The organism is Streptomyces sp. NPDC001492 (assembly GCF_053597275.1).
Genome location: NZ_JBSFHW010000019.1, coordinates 63645 through 84478 on the forward strand (window position 1 = coordinate 63645; position 20834 = coordinate 84478).

The 20834-nt window shown below is 70.9% G+C and carries 16 protein-coding genes and 1 pseudogene; 13 read left to right on the forward strand and 4 right to left on the reverse strand.

Features of this window, described 5'->3' with window-relative positions; translation table 11 throughout:
• Window positions 1–131 precede the first annotated feature (131 nt).
• Window positions 132–1304 (forward strand): DUF5685 family protein, encoded by a 1173-nt coding sequence (locus tag ACWC1K_RS23930; protein WP_450834066.1) that lies wholly within the window; start codon window positions 132–134, stop codon window positions 1302–1304.
• Between the two features lie 99 nt (window positions 1305–1403).
• Here the strand turns inward: ACWC1K_RS23930 and ACWC1K_RS23935 are convergent, their stop codons facing one another.
• Window positions 1404–2168 (reverse strand): ABC transporter substrate-binding protein, encoded by a 765-nt coding sequence (locus ACWC1K_RS23935; RefSeq protein WP_450834068.1) that lies wholly within the window; start codon window positions 2166–2168, stop codon window positions 1404–1406.
• Between the two features lie 410 nt (window positions 2169–2578).
• Here ACWC1K_RS23935 and ACWC1K_RS23940 point away from each other — a divergent pair, with 410 nt between their 5' ends.
• The 8 genes and pseudogenes from ACWC1K_RS23940 to ACWC1K_RS23975 all read left to right on the forward strand — a co-directional run bounded on the left by ACWC1K_RS23940 (window position 2579) and on the right by ACWC1K_RS23975 (window position 11967).
• Window positions 2579–3436 carry an amino acid ABC transporter permease gene (locus ACWC1K_RS23940; RefSeq protein ID WP_450834070.1) on the forward strand — a complete coding sequence of 286 codons (858 nt, stop codon included), beginning with the start codon at window positions 2579–2581 and terminating at the stop codon, window positions 3434–3436.
• A complete protein-coding gene (locus ACWC1K_RS23945; RefSeq protein WP_450834072.1) occupies window positions 3433–5190 on the forward strand; it encodes an FAD/NAD(P)-binding protein in 1758 nt (585 codons plus the stop codon). Before ACWC1K_RS23940 ends, ACWC1K_RS23945 begins: the two co-directional genes overlap by 4 nt.
• Window positions 5191–5223: 33 nt before the next feature.
• Window positions 5224–6016 (forward strand): annotated as a pseudogene (locus ACWC1K_RS23950) (amino acid ABC transporter ATP-binding protein).
• A gap of 13 nt (window positions 6017–6029) precedes the next feature.
• A complete protein-coding gene (locus tag ACWC1K_RS23955) occupies window positions 6030–7109 on the forward strand; it encodes an LLM class flavin-dependent oxidoreductase (RefSeq protein WP_450834074.1) in 1080 nt (359 codons plus the stop codon).
• On the forward strand, window positions 7106–8416 hold the full coding sequence (locus tag ACWC1K_RS23960; protein ID WP_450834076.1) for an NtaA/DmoA family FMN-dependent monooxygenase: 1311 nt from the start codon (window positions 7106–7108) through the stop codon (window positions 8414–8416). Before ACWC1K_RS23955 ends, ACWC1K_RS23960 begins: the two co-directional genes overlap by 4 nt.
• 340 nt (window positions 8417–8756) lie before the next feature.
• Entirely contained in the window at window positions 8757–9656 is a 900-nt protein-coding gene (locus ACWC1K_RS23965; RefSeq protein ID WP_450834078.1) for a S1 family peptidase, read from the forward strand.
• Window positions 9657–9766: 110 nt separating this feature from the next.
• Complete coding sequence (locus ACWC1K_RS23970) at window positions 9767–10657, forward strand: slipin family protein (protein WP_450834080.1); 891 nt, start codon at window positions 9767–9769, stop codon at window positions 10655–10657.
• Between the two features lie 230 nt (window positions 10658–10887).
• Window positions 10888–11967: a S1 family peptidase gene (locus tag ACWC1K_RS23975; RefSeq protein WP_450834082.1), complete on the forward strand. Its 1080-nt coding sequence runs from the start codon at window positions 10888–10890 to the stop codon at window positions 11965–11967.
• Window positions 11968–12058: 91 nt separating this feature from the next.
• Here ACWC1K_RS23975 and ACWC1K_RS23980 read toward each other — a convergent pair whose 3' ends face one another.
• Window positions 12059–13093, reverse strand: a complete 1035-nt coding sequence (locus ACWC1K_RS23980; protein ID WP_450834083.1) for a DUF3533 domain-containing protein — start codon at window positions 13091–13093, stop codon at window positions 12059–12061.
• A 169-nt stretch (window positions 13094–13262) separates the two neighbouring features.
• Between ACWC1K_RS23980 and ACWC1K_RS23985 the strand changes: the two genes are divergently transcribed.
• The gene (locus ACWC1K_RS23985; protein ID WP_450834085.1) at window positions 13263–16733 is read left to right on the forward strand and encodes a DNA polymerase III subunit alpha; all 3471 of its coding nucleotides are present in this window, start codon (window positions 13263–13265) and stop codon (window positions 16731–16733) included.
• Window positions 16730–17704 (forward strand): DNA polymerase Y family protein, encoded by a 975-nt coding sequence (locus tag ACWC1K_RS23990; RefSeq protein WP_450834087.1) that lies wholly within the window; start codon window positions 16730–16732, stop codon window positions 17702–17704. The genes ACWC1K_RS23985 and ACWC1K_RS23990 overlap by 4 nt, the downstream gene beginning before the upstream one ends.
• A 3-nt stretch (window positions 17705–17707) precedes the next feature.
• Here the strand turns inward: ACWC1K_RS23990 and ACWC1K_RS23995 are convergent, their stop codons facing one another.
• Entirely contained in the window at window positions 17708–18082 is a 375-nt protein-coding gene (locus ACWC1K_RS23995) for a cupin domain-containing protein (RefSeq protein ID WP_450834088.1), read from the reverse strand.
• A gap of 93 nt (window positions 18083–18175) precedes the next feature.
• On the opposite strand from ACWC1K_RS23995, the gene ACWC1K_RS24000 reads away from it, so the two are divergent.
• Together ACWC1K_RS24000 and ACWC1K_RS24005 are read left to right on the forward strand one after the other, a co-directional pair.
• The gene (locus tag ACWC1K_RS24000) at window positions 18176–18622 is read left to right on the forward strand and encodes a MarR family winged helix-turn-helix transcriptional regulator (RefSeq protein WP_450834089.1); all 447 of its coding nucleotides are present in this window, start codon (window positions 18176–18178) and stop codon (window positions 18620–18622) included.
• 173 nt (window positions 18623–18795) lie between these two features.
• Entirely contained in the window at window positions 18796–19668 is an 873-nt protein-coding gene (locus ACWC1K_RS24005; RefSeq protein WP_450834091.1) for an esterase/lipase family protein, read from the forward strand.
• Window positions 19669–19728: 60 nt separating this feature from the next.
• Here the strand turns inward: ACWC1K_RS24005 and ACWC1K_RS24010 are convergent, their stop codons facing one another.
• Window positions 19729–20715 (reverse strand): lytic polysaccharide monooxygenase auxiliary activity family 9 protein, encoded by a 987-nt coding sequence (locus ACWC1K_RS24010; protein ID WP_450834092.1) that lies wholly within the window; start codon window positions 20713–20715, stop codon window positions 19729–19731.
• Window positions 20716–20834: the final 119 nt, after the last annotated feature.

Below are 20834 nucleotides of genomic sequence, written 5' to 3' on the forward strand. Positions count from 1 at the left end.
GATTCTTCACGGCGTACGGGTGACGATCAGTGCGTACGGGTGAACGGAGTGGTCGGTACGATGCGGCAGCTCAACGCCGTATCAGAAGCAGCAGTAGCACCGGAAGTCACACGAGCCACGGGGGGATCGTCGTGTTCGGAATCGTCAGGCCATGTCGGCATCGGCTCGGTGAGAACCTCAAGTCCCAATGGGTTGCCCATTTGTGCGGACTGTGTCTCGCACTGCGCAAGGATCACGGTCAGTTCGCGCGGATCGTGACCAACTACGACGGGCTGCTCATATCCGTTCTGACGGAGGCTCAGGCCGCCAAGGCCGCCGAGGGACGCCGCACGGCGGGGCCTTGCCCGCTGCGCGGAATGCGTACCGCGTCCGTCGCGCAGGGAGAAGGGGCGCGGCTCGCGGCCGCCGTGTCGCTGGTGCTCGCCTCGGCCAAGGTGCGGGACCACCTCGCCGACGGGGACGGGCTGCTGGCGCGGAAGCCGGTGGCGCTCGCCGCGCGCCGGGTGGCCTCGAGCTGGGGTGCTGCGGGGGCCCGTGGCGGATCCGCCGTCGGGTTCGACACCGCGGTGCTCGTGGACGCCGTGGACCGGCAGACCGGTGTCGAGGCCCTCGCGGGTCCCGGGACGCCGGTGCTGACGGTCACCGAACCGACCGAGACGGCGACCGCGGCGGCCTTCGCGCACACCGCGGTCCTGGCCGGCCGGCCGGGCAACGCCGAGCCGCTCGCCGAGGCCGGGCGGCTGTTCGGACGCCTCGCACACCTCCTGGACGCCGTGGAGGACAGGGAAACTGACGCCGCGTCGGGCGCCTGGAACCCGCTCACCGCCACCGGGACCCCGCTCGCCGAGGCCCGACGGCTCGCCGACGACGCCGTGCACGGGATCCGGCTCGCGCTGCGTGAGGTGGAGTTCGACGACGGCAGCCTCGCCCACCGGCTGCTCGTGCACGAACTGCGCACCTCCGTCGACCGCGCCTTCGGTACGGCCTCCTGCGCGCACGGGGCGGCGCCTTCGCTGTCGGGGCCGTACGCCCCGCCCGGCGGCCCCGGTGGGCCGTTCCCGCCGCCCGAGCCGCCCCGGCGCGACCGGCGTGGACTGCTGGCGGGCTGCGCGGTGTGGGCCGGGCTGGCCTGTACGTGCCAGATGTGCTGCGGCGAGTACGAGGACCCGTGGAGCCGTCAGCGGAAGGACGGCCTCTGCAAGGGAACCGACTGCGGCGACTGTTGCGATTGCTGTGACTGCGGCTGCGATTGCTGCGATTGCTGTGACGGGTGCGACTGCTGCGACTGCGGTTGCGACTGCTGATTCGCCACGGCAGACGTCGTGTACGGAATGCGCCGGGCAGCGCGGACTCACCACCAGCGCCAAAGGGGCGCGGGGCTGTGGGAACTTGCCGTCAGTTCTTCAGTTCTTCAGTTCCGGTGGGGAGATCTGCGACTTGGTGATCGCCGAGCCTGTTGTGCCCCACTTCTTGAGGATCTTCTCGTACGTGCCGTCAGCTATCAGCTTGTTCACCGCCGACTGGAAAGCCGGGGCCAGTTTTGTGCCCTTCTTGAAGGCGAAGCCCACGTCCAGGCGGTGGTACTCGTTGAGGAACTTCACGCCCTGTTGCTGGGCCACGGCGTAGCGGAGGCCGTTGATGGTGGACATCACCACGTCGCTGCGGCCCTGCTGGAGGGAGGACCAGATGGCGCCGGTCTCGTTGTAGGTCTGCACCTTGTACGGCTTCTTGCCCGCGGTCGTGCAGAGCTTCTTGTTCTCCTCCAGCGTCGCCTCGAAGGTGGTGCCGGCGCCCGTTGCGACGTTCAGGCCGCACAGCTGCCTCAGGTCCGTGACCTTGGAGAGCTTGCTGTCCTTGCGGGCGGCGAAGCCCTGGCCGGTCAGGGTCTTGCCGTCGTCCAGGTAGGTGGTGCCGGGCGGGGTGCCGCCGACGCTGAACGCGACGGTGAGGCTTCTCGTGCCCGACGGCAGGAGTTTCGCCGACGCCTCGTCCTTGTGGACGCCGGAGACCACGTCCGTCGTGGGGATCTTGTCGGCCTTCGCCGAGGTACCCGCGCCGTCGGTCGAGCCGCCCGCACCGGAGCCGCAAGCGGTGAGCAGCACAGTGGCCGAGGTGATCAGGGCGAAAGGTGCAAAGAGGGTCCTGCTGGTACGCGTGAACGTGCGCATCGTGTGCGGTCTCCGGGAAGCAGGAAAGAGTGAAAGAGCACGAGGGGAGGGGTGCGTGCACGTGTGAAGGCGAAGCGGGAGAACGCTGGGAGCGCCCGGTCAGGGCGCGCAGTGGGGTCGGCTCAACAGGAACAGGACCACACTCGACCGAAGTCGATGTGGGAGCGCGTGACCAGCCACTGCTGTGGATGCATGGGCCAAGTGGAACAGGCATCCGGTTCTGCGTCAACTGACTTGAGACGTGCGGCTCACATGCCGGACAGCCTTGACAGTGAGGGGAAACGGCCCCGTACAGTCGATGGACGGCCCTGCTGAGGGGCTCGGCCGTAACGTGCTGTCGCTGTGCCCGGCCCGGCGCGCCTGTGTGAAGGCATCCACCGTGTTCGACCTACGCGTCACGGAGCCTTCGCATGTCTTCCGACACCCTCGCCAAAGTCCCCGCCGCGCCGGACATACCCGAACACGCGGACTCGCTGCGGATCGTTCCGCAGCGCCGGTTCGGTCAGTGGACCGCCGCTGTCCTCGTCCTCGCGCTCCTCGGGCTCGCACTCAACTCCGTACTGCGCAACAAGGCGTTCCAGTGGGACGTCGTCGCCGAGTACTTCACCTCGGACTCGGTGCTGCGCGGGCTGTGGCTCACCCTGTGGCTGACCGCGGTCGTGATGGTGCTCGGCTTTGCGCTGGGCACGCTGCTCGCCGCGTTCCGGCTGTCCGCCAACCCTGTGCTGAGAGCGGTGAGTTGGGGCTATGTCTGGCTCTTCCGGTCGATTCCGATCCTGGTGCAGCTGCTGCTGTGGTTCAACATCGGGGCGCTGTACCCGGAGCTGTTCGGGGTGAAGACCGTCAATCTGCTCGGGCCCGTCGAGGTCGCCGTCGTCGGGCTGACGCTGCACGAGGCCGCGTACGCCGCCGAGGTCGTGCGCGGCGGCATCCTGTCCGTCGACCGGGGGCAGATCGAGGCCGCCCAGGCGCTCGGGCTGAGCCGGTGGCGGCGCTGGCGGCGGATCGTGCTGCCGCAGGCGATGCGTTCCATCGTGCCGCCCGCCGGGAACATGCTGATCGGCACCCTCAAGGGCACCTCCATCGTCAGCGTCATCGCGGTGAACGACCTGCTCTTCTCGGCGCAGCTGATCTATCACCGCACCTACCAGGTCATTCCGCTGCTGATGGTGGCCACCCTCTGGTACACCGTCGTCACCTCGGTGCTCGGTGTCGGGCAGTACTACGTGGAGAAGCACTACGCCCGCGGTTCGGAGCGCGCGCGATGAGGCCCTCCCTGGTGATCGTCGGGGCCGGGCCGCGGGGGACCGGTCTCATCGAGCGGATCGCGGCCAACGCACCCGAGCTGTACGCCGGTTCGGGTCTCGACATCCATCTCGTCGACCCCCATCCGCCGGGCTCCGGACGCATCTGGCGTGCCGCACAGTCGCCGCTGCTGTGGATGAACTCCCACGCCGAGGACGTCACCATGTTCACCGACGAGACGGTGGCCATGGAGGGCCCGGTGCGGGAGGGGCCCACGCTGCACGAGTGGGCCGGCATCGACGGCCGTACCTTCGCGGACCGGCAGCTCCAGGGGGCCTATCTGCGCTGGGTGCATGAACAGGCCGTGGCCGACCTGCCCCCGGGCGTCGTCGTCCATCACCACCCGCGCCGTGCCCTTCGGGTCAGCGGACCGCGCGAGGGCCGTCAGCAGGTGTGGCTGGAGGGCCGCCCCCGCCCACTCCTGGCCGACCTCGTCGTGCTCACACTCGGCCACCTCGACGCCGAACTCGACGGACAGCAGGCCGAGTTGGCCGAGTACGCCCGTACTCACGGACTGATCCACCTTCCGCCCGACTTCACCGCCGACAGCGACCTGTCCGCGCTGAAGGCCGGTGAGCCCGTCCTCGTGCGCGGGTTCGGGCTCGCCTTCGTCGACCTGGTGGTGCTGCTCACCGAGGGGCGGGGCGGGCGGTACGAGGGCGACACCTATGTGCCGTCGGGGCAGGAGCCGGTGCTGTACGTCGGCTCGCGGCGCGGAGTGCCGTACCACTCGAAGATCGGCTACGACTGGAGCGGTGAACGGCCGCCGCTGCCGAGGTTCTTCGGGCCGCCCGAGGTCGAGGCGCTGCTCGCGCGCCCGGGCGGGTTCGACTTCCGGCGGGATGTGTGGCCACTGGTGGAGAAGGAGCTGGGGTTCGCGCACTACCACCGGCTGTTCACCGTGCATCCGGAGCGGACGGCCGTCGAATGGAGTGCCTTCGAGGAGAAGTACGCGGCCGCCTCCCACGTGGCCAAGCGGGAGGCGCTCGTGGCGTCCGCCGTGCCCGACCCCGCCGACCGGCTCGACCTGGCCGCGCTCGACCACCCGCTGGACGGGGTGCGGTACGGCTCCTTCGAGGAGTTCCAGGAGGGGCTGCGCGGTTATGTCGAGCATGACCTGAGCAGACGTCATGATCCTGAACACAGCCCCGACCTGGCCGTGTTCCTCGGGCTGCTCTCCGTCTACGGTCAGCTGGTCCGGCTCGGTGGCATCGGACCCTGGTGGCACGGCTTCTTCAGCTATCTGGCCTCCGGGCCGCCCGGTCCGCGGCTGCGGCAGATGCTGGCGCTGTCCCGTGCCGGGGTCCTGAAGTTCCTCGGCGCCGACATGACCGTCAGCGCCGAGGGCGGGGTGTTCCGGGCGTCCAGTGCCACCGTTCCGGGCGCCTTCGTCGAGGCACGGGCGCTGGTCGAGGCGCGGCTGCCCGAGCCCACCGTCGGACGGGCCCGCGACACCCTGCTGCGCGAACTGCACGCCGACGGCGCCGTCGAGACCCCCGACGGGCTGCTCCGGGTGGACCCCGCCGACGGGCGGCTCCTCGACGGGGCCGGGCGGCCGCATCCCCGGCGGTTCGCGCTCGGGCCGTACACCGACGGACGCACGCCCGGCGCCTTCACCCGGCCGCGCACCGGGGGGCCCGCCTTCCGGCAGAACGACGCCACCGCACGGGCGGCGCTGCGGTTCCTGCGCGAGCTGGCCGGCAGCGCGGCCGCCTGACCCGCCCCCACCCACTCCCGAGGAAGTGCCCCGATGAGCGTCATGGTCGACATCAGATCCGTCCACAAGAGCTTCGGCTCGCTCGAGGTCCTCAAGGGCATCGACCTGGAGGTGCGCACCGGCGAGGTGACCGTGGTCCTCGGCCCGTCCGGCTCCGGCAAGTCGACGCTGCTGCGCACCATCAACCACCTGGAGAAGGTGGACCACGGCGCGATCAGCGTGGACGGCACGCTGGTCGGCTACCGGCGCTCCGGCGACAAGCTGCACGAACTGCCCGAGCGTGAGGTGCTCAAGCAGCGCATCCGGATCGGGTTCGTCTTCCAGAACTTCCATCTGTTCCCGCACCTCACCGTGGTGGACAACATCATCGAGGCGCCCGTGTCCGCGCTGAAACGGCCGCGCAAGGAGGCCCTCGAGAGTGCGCGCCGGCTGCTGGAGCGGGTGGGTCTCGCGGACAAGGCCGACGTCTACCCGCGGCAGCTCTCCGGCGGACAGCAGCTGGGGGTGCCCCAGGCCGTTCAGGCACTGGGGGAGGGTGGCCATCGCACGGGCGCTGGCACTGGAGCCCAAGCTGCTGCTCTTCGACGAACCGACGTCCGCGCTCGACCCCGAGCTGGTCGGCGAAGTCCTCGACGTCCTCAGGGACCTGGCCCAGCAGGGCACCACGATGATCGTCGTCACGCACGAGATCGGCTTCGCCCGCGAGGTCGCCGACACGGTGGTGTTCATGGCCGACGGAAAGATCGTCGAGCAGGGCCCGCCCGGTGACGTCCTGGACGCTCCCCGCCACGAGCGGACCCGCGTGTTTCTCTCCAAGGTTCTCTGAAAGGTCCCGCCACATGACCTCATCGCACGGCCGGGGGCTGTTGCACCTGGCCGCCGCCCTGGACCAGCCGGCGGTGTTCGACGCCGGCTCCCACATCGAACTGGCGCGGCTCGCCGAGCGCGGCGGCCTGGACTTCGTCACGCTGGACGACACCTTCGCCCGCCCCGGACCCGACGCCCTCGCCGTCCTGTCCCGCGTCGCCCCCGCCACGGCCCGCATCGGCCTGGTCCCCACCGTCACCACCACGCACACCGAGCCCTTCCACGTCCAGGCCGCGGTCGCCACCCTCGACTGGGTCAGCCGCGGCCGGGCCGGCTGGCGGATCGACGTGTCCACCACCGAGGGCGAGGCCCGCCTCTTCGGCCGCCGGCATGCCGTGACCACCGAAGAGCTGTGGCGCGAGGCCGGCGAAGTCGCCGACGTGGCCGCGAGGCTGTGGGACAGCTGGGAGGACGACGCCGAGATACGGGACCTGGCGACCGGCCGCTTCATCGACCGGGACAAGCTGCACCACGTCGACTTCACCGGCGCCGGCTTCTCGGTGAAGGGACCCTCGATCGTGCCGCGGCCCCCGCAGGGCCACCCCGTCCGCGTGGTCGACGCCACCGAGGGACACACCCGGCCCACCGCCGCCCGGTACGCCGACGTGGCCCTCGTGCGGGCCGCGAGCCCCGCGCAGGCCGCCGCCGTACGGGACCAACTCCGCCAGTCGGCCGCCGAGTTCGGGCGCAATCCCGACCACCTGCGGGTCCTCGTGAGCCTCCTTGTCGACCTCGGCGACGGCGAGCACGCGGCCGAGCCGGGCCACGGCGGGGGCGGCCCCCGGCAGACCGTGCAGGGCCCGCTGTACCGGGGCGGCCCCGTGGACCTCGCCGAACTGATCACCGGCTGGCACGCGGACGGGGTCGTCGACGGCTTCCACCTCACGCCCACCGAGCCGCGCCGTGACCTGGAGCGGCTCGTCAACGGGACGGTGGCGCTGCTCCAGCACCGCGGCCTGTTCCGCACCTTCTACCCGGGCAGCACCCTGAGGGAGCACCTGGGCCTCGCCAGGCCCGCCAACCGGTACGCCGTGACAGGGGGAGCGTCATGACCGTACGACGCAAGCAGATACGTCTCGCGGCGCACTTCCCGGGGGTCAACAACACCACGGTGTGGGCCGATCCGCGGTCGCGGTCGCAGATCGACTTCTCGTCCTTCGAGCACCTCGCCCGCACCGCCGAACGCGGCCTGTTCGACTTCTTCTTCCTCGCGGAGGGGCTGCGGCTGCGCGAACACAAGGGCCGTATCCACGACCTCGACGCGGTGGGGCGGCCCGAGTCGCTCACCGTGCTGAACGCGCTGGCCGGCGTCACCGAACACCTCGGCCTCGCCGCCACCGTCAACGCCACCTTCAACGAGCCCTACGAACTCGCCCGCAGGCTGGCCACCCTGGACCACCTCAGCGGCGGCCGCGCGGCCTGGAACGTGGTGACCTCCTCCGACGCCTTCACCGGCGAGAACTTCCGGCGCGGCGGCTTCCTCGACCGGGCGGACCGGTACCCGCGCGCCGCCGAATTCGTGTGCGTGGCAAGGAAGTTGTGGGACTCCTGGACCCCCGAGGGCATCTCCCGGCCGTTCGCGCACCGTGGGCAGCACTTCGACATCGCGGGCGAGTTCACCGTGCCGCGCTCACCGCAGGGGCACCCGGTCGTCATCCAGGCCGGGGACTCCGGCGAGGGACGGGAGTTCGCCGCGTCCACGGCCGACGTCGTCTTCACCCGGCACCGCACGCTGGAGGCGGGGCGTTCCTTCTACGCCGATGTGAAGCGCCGCCTGGAGAAGTACGGCCGCGCCCCGGACGACCTGAAGATCATGCCCGGTGTCACCGTCGTCCTCGGCGACACCGCCGCCGAGGCCCAGGAGAGGGCCGCCGAGATCCGGCGGCAGCAGGTGTCCCCGCAGAACGCGATCATCGCCCTGGAACAGATCTGGGGTGTCGACCTGTCGGCGTACGACCCCGACGGCCCGCTCCCCGAGATCGACCCGGTGGCGGACTCCGCGATCACCCAGGGACGGACCCGGCGCGGCGACACCGTGGCGGTCGCCGAGATGAGGGAGGCGCGCCCGTCCAAGGAGAAGGGGCTGTCCATCCGGCAGACCGTGATCGAGGCGGGCGGCCGGCAGTCCTTCATCGGCACGCCCGAGGCCGTCGCCGCCGAACTCGACGAGTACGTGCGGAAGGACGCCGCCGACGGCTTCATCCTGCAGCCCCTGATCACCCCGGTCGGACTCGACGAGTTCGTGGACCGGGTGGTGCCGCTGCTGCAGGAGCGAGGCGTCTTCCGTACGGCGTACCAGGGCGCGACGCTGCGCTCCCATCTCGGCCTGCCCGACCCGGTACCGTCCGTCAGCGCCTGAACGGCCGGCGCCTCAGGGGCGAGGGCCATCCGGAAGGGCGACTTCCGGACATCCCCCGCTGCTGGGCTTCCGTCCGTTCCCCGCCGCCGGGGAACATGCGGGCGAGGCGGGCGTCCGCAACCTGGTCCGAACCAGGGCAGAGATGGCCAAAACTCATGGTTCGTTGAGGGGTTGACGGCCGAAAGGCGCCCTTGCATCTACCGGCCGTTCGGCCGAATACTCCCCGCAAGCGCTTGTCAGGGGCACGGCGTGTCCGGAATCCGGACGAACGCGGCCCTGGCTGCGCCTCACGGGCCCCGACCCCACGCGGGCCCCCGACTTCCCCTTGGGAGGAACGAACGTGAGGATCAAGCGCACCACCCCCCGCAGCGGCATTGCGAGACGGAGCCGGCTGATCGCCGTCACCACCGGTCTCGTGGCCGCCGCAGCGATCGCGGTCCCCAGCGCGAACGCGTCCACCGCCACCCCCTTCAGCACGGCCCAGCTCAGGAGCGCCGACGCCTCGGTGCTCAAGGCGGACGTCCCGGGCACCGCCTGGGCCGTCGACAGCAAGACCAACCGTGTCGTCGTCACCGTCGACAGCACGGTCTCCAAGGCCGAGATCGCGAAGATCAAGCGGCAGGCCGGCAGCAACGCCGGCGCCCTCACCATCAAGCGCACCTCCGGGCAGTTCAAGCCGCTGATCAGTGGCGGCGACGCCATCTACGGCGGCCAGTACCGCTGCTCCCTCGGCTTCAACGTGCACAGCGGGAGCACCTACTACTTCCTGACCGCGGGCCACTGCGGTGAGGTCGCCTCCACCTGGTACTCCAACTCGGGCCACACCACGACCCTGGGCACCAACGTCGGCTACAGCTTCCCGGGCAACGACTTCGCGCTGGTGCGCTACACCAACTCGTCGATCTCGCACCCGAGCACGGTCGGCAGCCAGACCATCACCAGCGCGGCCACCCCGAGCGTCGGCACCACGGTCTACCGCCGAGGCTCCACCACCGGCACGCACAGCGGCCGGGTCACCGCCCTGAACGCCACCGTCAACTACGGCAGCGGCGACGTCGTCTACGGACTGATCCAGACCACGGTCTGCGCCGAGGGCGGCGACAGCGGCGGTCCGCTCTACGGCGGCAGCGTGGCCTACGGTCTGACCTCCGGCGGCAGCGGCGACTGCACCTCCGGCGGCACGACCTTCTTCCAGCCGGTCACCGAGGCCCTGAGCTACTACGGCGTGAGCATCGGCTGACGCCCGCTGTTCCCGGCCCCCGTGCGCAACCGGCGCGCGGGGGCTCCCTCTTGTCCGGGTGACGGAGTTACCTTCGAAGTACACGTGGTGCTCGGTCCCCTGGGGGCGGCATGGTCGAGGAGCTGGTGGCGGCGGGAGCGACCCTCGCGTCCGCCGGTGTGGTGTACGTGATGGCGGCGGCGCGGGTCGTCAAGCAGTACGAACGCGGTGTGGTGTTCCGGCTCGGCAGGCTCCGAGACGAGGTGCGCGGGCCGGGGTTCACGATGATCGTGCCGTTCGTGGACCGGCTCCAGAAGGTCAACATGCAGGTCGTGACGATGCCGGTGCCCGCGCAGGAGGGCATCACCCGGGACAATGTCACGGTGCGGGTGGACGCCGTCGTCTACTTCAAGGTCACCGGGCCGGCCGAGGCGGTCGTCCGGGTCGAGGACTACCGGTTCGCGGTCGCGCAGATGGCGCAGACTTCGCTCAGGTCCATCATCGGCAAGAGCGAACTGGACGATTTGCTGTCCAACCGGGAAAAACTCAACCAGGGACTGGAGTTGATGATCGACAGCCCGGCGGTGGAGTGGGGCGTCACCATCGACCGCGTCGAGATCAAGGACGTGTCCCTGCCGGAGACCATGAAGCGCTCGATGGCCCGGCAGGCCGAGGCCGACCGGGAGCGCCGGGCCCGGGTCATCAACGCCGACGCCGAACTCCAGGCGTCGAAGAAGCTCGCCGAGGCCGCGCAGCAGATGGCGGACACCCCGGCCGCGCTGCAACTGCGGCTGCTGCAGACGGTGACGGCCGTCGCCGCCGAGAAGAACTCCACGCTCGTGCTGCCGTTCCCGGTGGAGCTGCTGCGATTCCTGGAGAAGGCGCAGCAGACGGCCGGGGCGCCCCAGCAGCTTCCGCAGCAGCCGGTACGGGAGCCGCAGCAACCGGTGCAGGAGCAACTGCCGCCGCCCGTGCCGCGCTTGGAGCCCGGCCCTGAGGGGTCGAAATCCGGACAGGACTAGACCTCACGCACCGCACACGGGCTACTCGCTCGTAGTGTTTGCAGAGCGAAGACATGGGGTGACCGTGGACCGTCAAAAACATGGGGGCGCACATCCCGCGTTCTACGCGCGTCCTGAAGACGCCCTTGTGTGCTCCCTGCCGCTCTCGGGATAGTAGGCGCTGTTCAACGCCTTCCGGTTCGCGAGGTCCCCACAACCTCCCGGACCGACCCCCCACAGGAGGACGTGAGTTGAAGCACCGACGCATACCCAAGCGGCGTGCAGCCGTGGTAGGTGCGGGCATAGCCGCACTGGTGGCCGCGGGAGTCACCTTCCAGACTGCGAACGCCAGCGAGCCCTCGAAGACCTCGGCGCCCGAGACCCTGTCGGCCGTGGCGGCCGGAAAGCTCGCCTCGGCCCTCGGCCGGAACCTCGGCGCCGACGCGGCGGGAACGTATTACGACGCGAAGGCGAAGAGCCTCGTCGTGAACGTCCTCGACCAGGCCGCCGCCAAGACCGTCGAGGCGGCCGGCGCCAAGGCGAGACTCGTCGAGAACTCCCTCGCCGAACTCGACGCCGCCCGTACGACGCTGACCAAGGACGCCACCATCCCCGGCACCTCGTGGTCGACGGACCCGGTGAGCAACAAGGTCGTCGTCACCGCCGACAAGACCGTCTCCAAGGCCGAGTGGGCCAAGCTCTCCAAGGTCGTCGACGGGCTCGGCGCCAAGGCCGAACTCAAGCGTTCGAAGGGGGAGTTCAAGCCCTTCGTCGCGGGCGGCGACGCCATCTCCGGCTCGGGCGGGCGCTGCTCGCTCGGCTTCAACGTGACCAAGGGCGGCGAGGCGTACTTCCTCACCGCGGGGCACTGCACCGACGCCATCAAGACCTGGTCGGACTCCAGCGGCAACCAGATCGGCGAGAACGCAGACTCCCAGTTCCCGGGCAATGACTTCGGCCTGGTCAAGTACACCGCCGACGTGGACCACCCGAGCGCGGTCGACCTCTACAACGGCTCCTCGCAGTCCATCACCCACGCCGCCGAGGCCACGGTCGGCGAGAAGGTGACCCGCAGCGGCTCCACCACCCAGGTGCACACCGGCACGGTCACCGGCCTGAACGCCACCGTGAACTACTCGGAGGGCACGGTCAGCGGTCTCATCCAGACCGATGTCTGCGCCGAGCCCGGCGACAGCGGCGGCTCGCTCTTCGACGGCGACGCGGCGATCGGCCTCACCTCCGGCGGCAGCGGCGACTGCACCTCCGGCGGCGAGACCTTCTTCCAGCCGGTCACCGAGGCGCTGTCGGCCGAGGGCGCCCAGATCGGCTGATCGTCGGCTCCGCCGGTTGCGCGAAGTTGTGTGAAGTTGCCTGATGGTCCCGCCCCGCGCGCGAGGGGCGGGACCTTCGCGTACCTGAGCGCTACTGCACCTGAGTCGGCAGGGGCTCTCCCGCGCGCTTCTCGCGCAGCACCGCCGCGACCAGCGTGATCGCGATCCCGGCCACCGCCCAGGCCGACAGCACCAGCAGTGAGGCGGTCGTGTCGTTGCCCTTGAAGTACGCGATCGACCGCGCCGCCCAGGTTCCGGCGCCCGGCGGCAGTGCCGGCCCGATCGCCTTCCAGAACGGCGGCAGCATCGGCAGTGGGAAGGCGCCGCCCGCGCTCGGATTGCCCGCGATCACCACGAGCAGGATCGCCAGGCCGATGCCGACGATCCCGAAGATCCCCTGGAGCGCGAGCGTCGCCGCCCCGACCGCGAAGGTGATCAGCGCCCCCAGCCCCCACAGGGCCATCACGCTCCCCGGCAGGGCGCCCAGGATGGGGCCCACGATCACCGCCCCGCCGAGCCCGCCGACGATCGAGACCAGCGCCATCACGACCAGCCGGATCGCCGCGCGGCGCGGGGTGGCGGGCCGGGCGCCCGTGCTGATCGCCAGGACCGAGGCGCACAGATAGCCGCCGACGCACCAGCCCACGACCACATAGAAGGAGGACAGTCCGTCGAAGTCCTCGGACGAGGCGGGGGCCACGTCCACCGTCCGGACGGTCCGCTGCTGGGAGGCCTCCAGGAGGGTGAGGTACTGCTGGAGGGTGTTCGCGAGAACGGTGCCGCCGCCGCTGGCGACCAGGAGGGTGTCGGTCGTGCGGGCCGGGTTGATCAGCAGTGCGCCGTCGATGTCCCGGTTCAGGATCTGCGCCCGTGCTGTCGCCTCGTCCGCCACCACGCGTGGGTCGAAGGGCGAACCCGGCAGCTTGTCCAGTCGGGCCACCGCCTGCTCGGCCGCGGCCTTGGGTGCGACGACTCCGAAGGGCACGTCCTTGGGCTTCGGATCGTGCAGCGCTCCCACATAGGAGGCGATGAACAGCAGCTGGAGGGCGATCACGCCGACGACCAGCAGTGTGGCGCGCGGGGTGACCGCGTCCTTCGCCTCGGCGAGAAAGCTCCTCTGTGCCATGTCCTCACCGTCCGGGGTGGCGCACGTTTCCGCAGGTGGGGGAGGGCCGAACGGTTGTCGCACACTCGTTCGGTTTTTGGTCTATGGTGGGGGTGGGGCAGTCGGGAACTGGTGTTCGATATCTTCGATGGCTTCGACAACGAGACAGCTCAGACAGCGGGAGGTGCGGATGCCTGGCTTCACCCATCTGCACACCGTCTCCGGGTTCTCCCTGCGCTACGGCGCCTCGCACCCGGAGCGGCTGGCGGAGCGCGCCTTCGAACGGGGCATGGACGCCCTCGCCCTCACCGACCGCGACACCCTGGCCGGTACGGTCCGCTTCGCCAAGGCCTGCGCCAGGGCGGGCGTCCGCCCGCTGTTCGGCGCGGAACTTGCGGTGCAGCAGCCCGCCCGGCTGCGCGAGGACGATCCCGTACGACGGGAACGGCGCCGCACTCCCGTACGCGGCGGTGCCTTCATCGACGAGTCGACCCCCCGCGTCACCTTCCTCGCCCGGGACGGCGCCCGCGGCTGGGCCGACCTGTGCCGCCTGGTCACCGCGGCGCACTCCGCCGACGGCCCACCCCTGCTGCCCTGGACCGACAACCGTGCCGAGGGCCTGACCGTCCTGCTCGGCCCCGCCTCCGACGTGGGCCGCGCCCTCGCCGCCGGCCGCCCCGACCGCGCGGCCAGGCTGCTCGCCCCCTGGCGCGAGGTCTACGGCGACGCCCTGCGCCTCGAGACGGTCTGGCACGGCCGCAAGGGCACCGGCCCCGGCTCCCTGCGCCTGGCCGCCCGCACCCTCGGCTTCGCCGCCGAGCAACGCATCCGCCCGGTGCTCAGCAACGCCGTCCGCTACGCCGACCCCGGCCTCGGCCCGGTCGCCGACGTCCTGGACGCGGCCCGCCGGCTGGTCCCCGTCGACCCGGCGAAGGAACTGGACTCGGGCGAGGCCTGGCTCAAGGGTGCGGGCGACATGCTGCACACCGCCGAGCGGATCGTCGAGGCCGCCGGCTACCGGCGCGACACCGCCCACCGTCTGCTGGAGCAGACGCAGACGACGGCCGCCGAGTGCCTGGTCGACCCCGAGGACGACCTCGGCATGGGCGCCGTCCACTTCCCCGAGCCGCACCTCGTGGGCGCCGGCCGCCGTACCGCCCAGCGGGCGCTGGCCTCGCGGGCGGCGGCCGGCATGGTGCTGCACGGCTACTCCGACAGGCGCGCCTACTGGGAGCGGATGCACCGCGAGCTGGACATCATCGCCCACCACGGCTTCGCCTCCTACTTCCTGACGGTCGCTCAAGTGGTGGACGACGTACGGAAGATGGGCATCCGGGTGGCGGCCCGCGGCTCCGGAGCGGGCTCCCTGGTCAACCATCTCCTCGGCATCGCGAACGCCGACCCGGTCGAGCACGGACTGCTGATGGAGCGCTTCCTGTCCAAGGAGCGGGTCGTGCTCCCCGACATCGACATCGACGTGGAGTCCGCACGCCGGCTGGAGGTCTACCGCGCGATCATCGCCCGGTTCGGCGAGGAGCGGGTCGCCACGGTCGCGATGCCGGAGACGTACCGCGTCCGCCACGCGATCCGTGACGTCGGGGCGGCCCTGTCCATGGACCCGGCCGACATCGACCGCATCGCCAAGTCCTTCCCGCACATCCGCGCCCGCGACGCCCGCGCGGCACTGGAGGAACTGCCCGAACTACGCGCACTGGCAGGGGAGCTTCAGCGGGAAGGGGCGCGCTACGGACGGCTCTGGGAACTGGTGGAGGCGCTCGACGCCCTCCCGCGCGGGGTCGCCATGCACCCCTGCGGAGTGCTCCTCTCCGACGCGTCCCTGTTGAACCGTACGCCGGTCATGCCGACCAGTGGCGAGGGCTTCCCCATGTCGCAGTTCGACAAGGACGACGTCGAGGACCTCGGACTGCTCAAACTCGACGTGCTCGGGGTGCGGATGCAGTCGGCGATGGCGCACGCGGTCGCCGAGGTGCGGCGGGCCACGGGGGAGCGGATCGACCTGGACGCGCTCCAGGGCGGCGACCCGGCGACGTACCGGCTCATCCGTTCCACCGAGACCCTGGGCTGCTTCCAGATCGAGTCGCCGGGCCAGCGGGACCTGGTGGGGCGCCTGCAGCCCGCCACCTTCCACGATCTCGTCGTCGACATCTCCCTCTTCCGCCCCGGCCCGGTCGCCGCCGACATGGTGCGGCCGTTCATCGAGGCGCGGCACGGGCGGGCGCCGGTCCGCTATCCGCACCCGGACCTGGAGGAACCGCTGAAAGGGACGTACGGGGTCGTCGTCTTCCACGAACAGATCATCGACATCGTGGCCATCATGACCGGCTGCGGACGCGGCGAGGCGGACCGGGTGCGGCGCGGGCTGTCGGACCCGGAGTCGCAGGGCCGGATCAAGGTGTGGTTCGCCCAGCACGCGGCGGCGGCCGGGTATGACGCAGAAACGATTCGGCGAACCTGGGAGATCATCGAGGCCTTCGGTAGTTACGGCTTCTGCAAGGCGCACGCGGTCGCCTTCGCCGTGCCGACGTACCAGTCGGCGTGGCTGAAGGCGCACCACCCGGCCGCCTTCTATGCCGGGCTGCTCACGCACGACCCCGGCATGTATCCGAAGCGGCTGCTGCTGGCGGACGCGCGGCGGCGCGGGGTGCCGGTGCTGCCGTTGGATGTGAACAAGTCGGCGGTCGCCCACCGTATCGAACTGGTGTCTGAATCGGAGGAGCCCAGGGGATCCAAGGGATTCAAGGAAGCCTGGGGGCTGCGGCTGGCCCTCTCCGACGTGTACGGCATCAGCGAGGCCGAGGCGGCGCGGATCGCGGAGGGGCAGCCGTACGCCTCGCTGCTGGACTTCTGGGAGCGGGCGCGGCCGAGCAGGCCGCTGGCCCAAAGGCTGGCCCAGGTCGGAGCGTTGGACTCCTTCGGCGCCAACCGGCGTGATCTGCAACTGCACTTGGCCGAGCTGCACCGGGGCGCCCGGGGTGCGGGCGGTGGCCAACTCCCGCTGGCGGGCGGGCGGAAGACGGCATCCGCCGGGCTGCCGGACCTGTCGGAGGCGGAGAAGCTCAGTGCCGAACTGGGAGTGCTGTCGATGGACGCCTCGCGCAATCTGATGGACGATCACCGGGCCTTCCTCGACGAGCTGGGCGTGGTCTCCGCGCGCCGGCTGCGCGAGACCGGGCACGGTGAGACGGTCCTCGTGGCGGGCGCCAAGGCGGCGACGCAGACCCCGCCGATCCGCTCCGGCAAGCGTGTCATCTTCTCCACCCTGGACGACGGCACGGGCCTGGTCGACCTCGCCTTCTTCGACGACTCCCACGACGCCTGCGCCCACACCGTCTTCCACTCCTGGCTGCTGCTGGTGCGCGGAGTGGTGCAGCGGCGCGGCCCGCGCAGCCTCAGCGTGGTGGGCGCCGCCGCCTGGAACCTCGCCGAACTGGTCGAACTGCGCGCCGAGGGCGGCCTGGACGAGGTGGCGAAGCGGCTGGCGCAGCCGCTGCCGGAGGGCGGCGGGGATTCGGCCCACGGCCGGCGGATCCAGCTGCCCACCGGATACGAGATGAACCCGTGGGCCGATCTGCGGCCGGCGGGCCAAGAGCCCTCACAGGTACGGAAGTTGTGGCACCAGAGCCCGGGGAGTGCGGGATGACCATCGTGTGCGTACGTTTCCAGCTGCCTTCGGCGTCCGAGGCCGCGCTGCCGGGGCTGCTCGGGCTGCTGGAGGAGTTCACCCCGGTCGTCCAGGCGCTGCCGCCGGACGCGGCGCTGGCCGATCTGCGGGGCGCCGAGCGGTACTTCGGGCGCAGCGCGGTCGAGCTGGCGGCGGTGATCCGGGTGCGCGCCCTCGCCCTGTACGGCGTCGACTGCGCGATCGGCGCCGGGCCGGGCCCGATGCTGGCCCGGGTGGCGCTGGGCGCGGCCGGGCCCGGGCTGACCTGCGAGGCCCCCGGTGATCCGGACGGCATCGCGGAGTTCCTCGCGGACCGCCCCGTCACCGCGCTCCCCGGCGTCGGCGCGGCCACCGCCCGCACCCTGAACGAGTACGGCCTCGACACCCTGGGGCTGGTCGCCGCCGCACCGCTCTCCACACTCCAGCGCCTGATCGGTGCGAGGGCGGCCCGCGAACTGCACGAGAAGGCGAGCGGCGTGGACCGCGGCCGGGTCGTCCCGAACGCCGTCTCCCGCTGCTTGGCCGCCGAACGCCCCTTCACCCGCGACGAGTTGTCCCCGGACCGGCACCGCCGCGCGCTGCTCTGTGCCGCCGAGGAACTGGGCGCCCGGCTGCGCGCCCTGGACAAGGTCTGCGGCACCCTCACCCTCACCGCGCGCTACGCCGACCGCACCGCGACGACCCGCACCCGCACCCTCAAGGAACCCACCGCCCACTCGGCCGCCCTGACCAGGACGGCGTACGACATGTACGAGTCCCTGGGCCTCCAGCGCGCCCGGGTCCGCGCCCTCGCCCTCCGCGCCGAGTCCCTCGGCCCCGCCGAACAGGCCTCCTACCAGCTCACCTTCGACCCGGTGGACGAGAAGGCCCGCCGCATCGAGGAGGTCGCGGACCGGGTACGGGCGAAGTTCGGACCGGGGGCGCTGCGACCGGGGGCACTGGCGGCATAGGCCTCAGTTGGCCCACGGGGGAGTGATGCGGGTGCCGTCGGCGAGGACCGCCTCCAGGCCGATGGACGTGGTGACCCACGAGATCGCCGTCTGATCGGTGGGGTTCTCGACGCCGAGGCTCGCGCCGGGGTTGACGATCACCGTGTCGCCGGCGGTGATGCGGTCGGTGCGGCCGTCGACGGTGATGAGCAGTTCCCCGATGAGGAGATGGAGGATCTCCTCGCGATTGACCGTGTGCACCGGCGCCTTGGTCCCGGCGGGGATCTCACCACGCCAGGCGCACAGCTCCTTGCTGCCGGCGAGCGGGTTGGCGTACGAGACGAAGCGGGCGCCGTGTATCTCGTGGGTGACGGCTTCGGACGTGCGGATGACGGGCATGGCTGACTCCGATCCATATGGTCAAGCAGCTTGACTACCTCGCCCCATAGTCAAGCTGCTTGACCTTCCCGTCAAGGGTGTTTCAATGCCTCCGTGCACAACTCCGAGGCCATGGCCCTGTCTGCCGCCCTGCTCGCCGTCGCCGGTGAGCTCACGCAACGCATCAATGCGGGCGTGGTCGCCCGCGGTTTCGAGGGGGTGCGGCCCGCGCACGGCTTTGCCTTCGCGCGGCTGGCCCCGGACGGAGCGACGGTCACCGACCTCGCGGTCCATCTCGGCGTCACCAAGCAGGCCGCCAGTCAGCTCGTCGACGAGATCGTGCGGAAGGGCTACGCCGAGCGTCGCGCGCACCCCGTGGACGCCCGCGCCAAGTTGATCGTGCTCACCGAGCAGGGGTGGGCGTGTACGCGGGCCGCGGAGGAGGCTGCCGCGGAGGTGGTGCAGGAGTGGGGTGCCGTGCTCGGTGAGGCTGAAGTGCGGGCCCTGGGCGGGCAGTTGGGGCGCATTGCGCCCTATGGGCCCATCCGGCCCGCCTGGTGAGGGTTCCGGTGTGGGCTACTGGCGAGTCAGTTACCACTGGAAGTTTTTACTGACGCGTAACTTCACACTTGCACTACTCGCCCGTAACTTGACGAGTGAACAGCATCCTTCGTGATCCGGATCACAGGGCGTAAGGCCATCGCAACTCCCTTGAGCCGCAAGGAGATCACACGATGCTGCCCTGGAAACGAGTGCTCAGACCCCTGACCGCGCTGCTTCTGACCGCCGCGGTCGTCACCGTCCCCGCCGCCACCGCCGCCCACGCCGCCGACACGGCGGCAGCCTCGTCGAGCGGCTGGAACGACTACTCCTGCAAGCCGTCCGCCGCCCATCCCCGACCCGTCGTCCTGGTGCACGGCACCCTCGCCAACTCCGTCGACAACTGGCTGGCTCTCGCCCCGTATCTGGAGGACCGCGGCTACTGCGTCTTCTCCTTCGACTACGGCCAGCTGCCGAACGTCCCCGCCTTCTACGGCCTCGGCCCCATCGACAAGTCGGCGGAGCAGCTGTCCGCCTACGTCGACAAGGTGCTCGCCGCGACCGGTGCCGCCAAGGTCGACCTCGTCGGCCATTCACAGGGCGGCATGATGCCCCGCTACTACCTCAAGTTCCTCGGCGGAGCCGCCAAGGTGAACGCCCTCGTCGGCATCGCGCCCGACAACCACGGCACCGACCTCGACGGGTTCACCAAGCTGCTGCCGTACTTCCCCGGCGCCGCGGACCTGATCTCCGCCTCGACACCCGGGCTGGCCGACCAGATCGTCGGATCCGCCTTCCTCACCAAGCTCAACGCGGGCGGGGACACCGTCCCCGGCGTCCACTACACGGTCCTCGCCACCAAGTACGACGAGGTGGTCACGCCGTACAGCAGTCAGTTCCTGAGCGGTTCGGACGTGCACAACGTGCTGCTGCAGAACCTGTGCGCACTCGACCTCTCCGAGCACGCCCTGATCGGGCTGACCGACCGGATCGCCTTCCATGAGGTGTCCAACGCCCTCGACCCGGCGCGTGCCTCCGCCACCACCTGTGCGTCGGTACTGAGCTGACGCACTCTCGGGGCCTGTCCGACCTGAGCCGCCGGACAGGCCCCGCGCTTTTCCGCCCTCTCAGCGGCCGTGCCGACCGGAGTCGCCGGTCGTGCGGCGGCGGACCGAGGAGACCGAGAGGAACAGCGCCGCCGCACCGAGCGCCAGGGCGGCCGCGCCGCCGACGGCGAGGTACGAGGTGCTGTCGTCGGCGCCCGTCTCGGCGAGGTTCTCCGACGCCCCGGCCGCCGTGGGCCCGTTGGCCGAGGCTGCGGTCCTCGGCTCCGCGGAGGTGCTCGCGTCGGCGTCACCGTGACCGTGGTGCTCGACCGTCGACTTGTCGGCACCCGCCTCGATCTGCCGGTCGGAGGGGGCGGAGGCGGTCGGCGCCGGGGACGAACTGCTCGTCGTACCACTGCCGCTGTTCTTTCCGCCGAAGCTCACGTCCGAGCAGGAGTAGAACGCCTCCGGGCTGTCCGAGCGCTGCCAGATCGCATACAGGAGCTGCTTGCCGGAGCGCTCGGGGAGGGTGCCGGCGAACGTGTAGAAACCGCCCGAGGCGACCGGGTCGGTGGCCGTCGCCACCGGGTGCTCCAGGTCCAGGTCGGACCAGGACAGCGGGTGCGACGGGTCGTAGCCGGCCTTGGTGACGTACACCTTGAAGGTGCCTCTGTGCGGGGCGGTCACGCGGTACTTGAAGGTGTACGAACCCGCGCTCACCCTCGTCGCCGGCCAGTCCGCGCGGGCCAGGTCGAGCCCCTTGAACTCCTCGTTGTTCGCGCTGCACAGCCTGCCGTCCGGGATCAGCGTCCGGTGCTGCCCGTTCGCGTCCCCGATCCGGATGCCGTTCCAGTCGTAGAGCGCCTGGGTGCCGCCGACCGCGACCGCCGCCCTGCACGCGTCCGACTTCGGGCTCTCCGGGCCCTCCGCGTAGCACTGCGCGACCCGGCTGACCGGATCGCCCATAGTGCCGTGCGCGGACGCCGGCCCGGCGGCGAGGACGGTCAGGGCGAGCGGGGCGGCGCCGAGGGCGGTGACAGCGGCGACCTTGCGGCGGCGTGCGGGCATACGGAATCTCCTGTGAACGGTCCTGACGCGTGGGGCGGGACGGGGGGCGAATCCCGTGGGGCGCGATCAGAAGCTAGCTCCAAGAAACCGTGAAATCGCCTGCTGGAGGCGGGTGATGG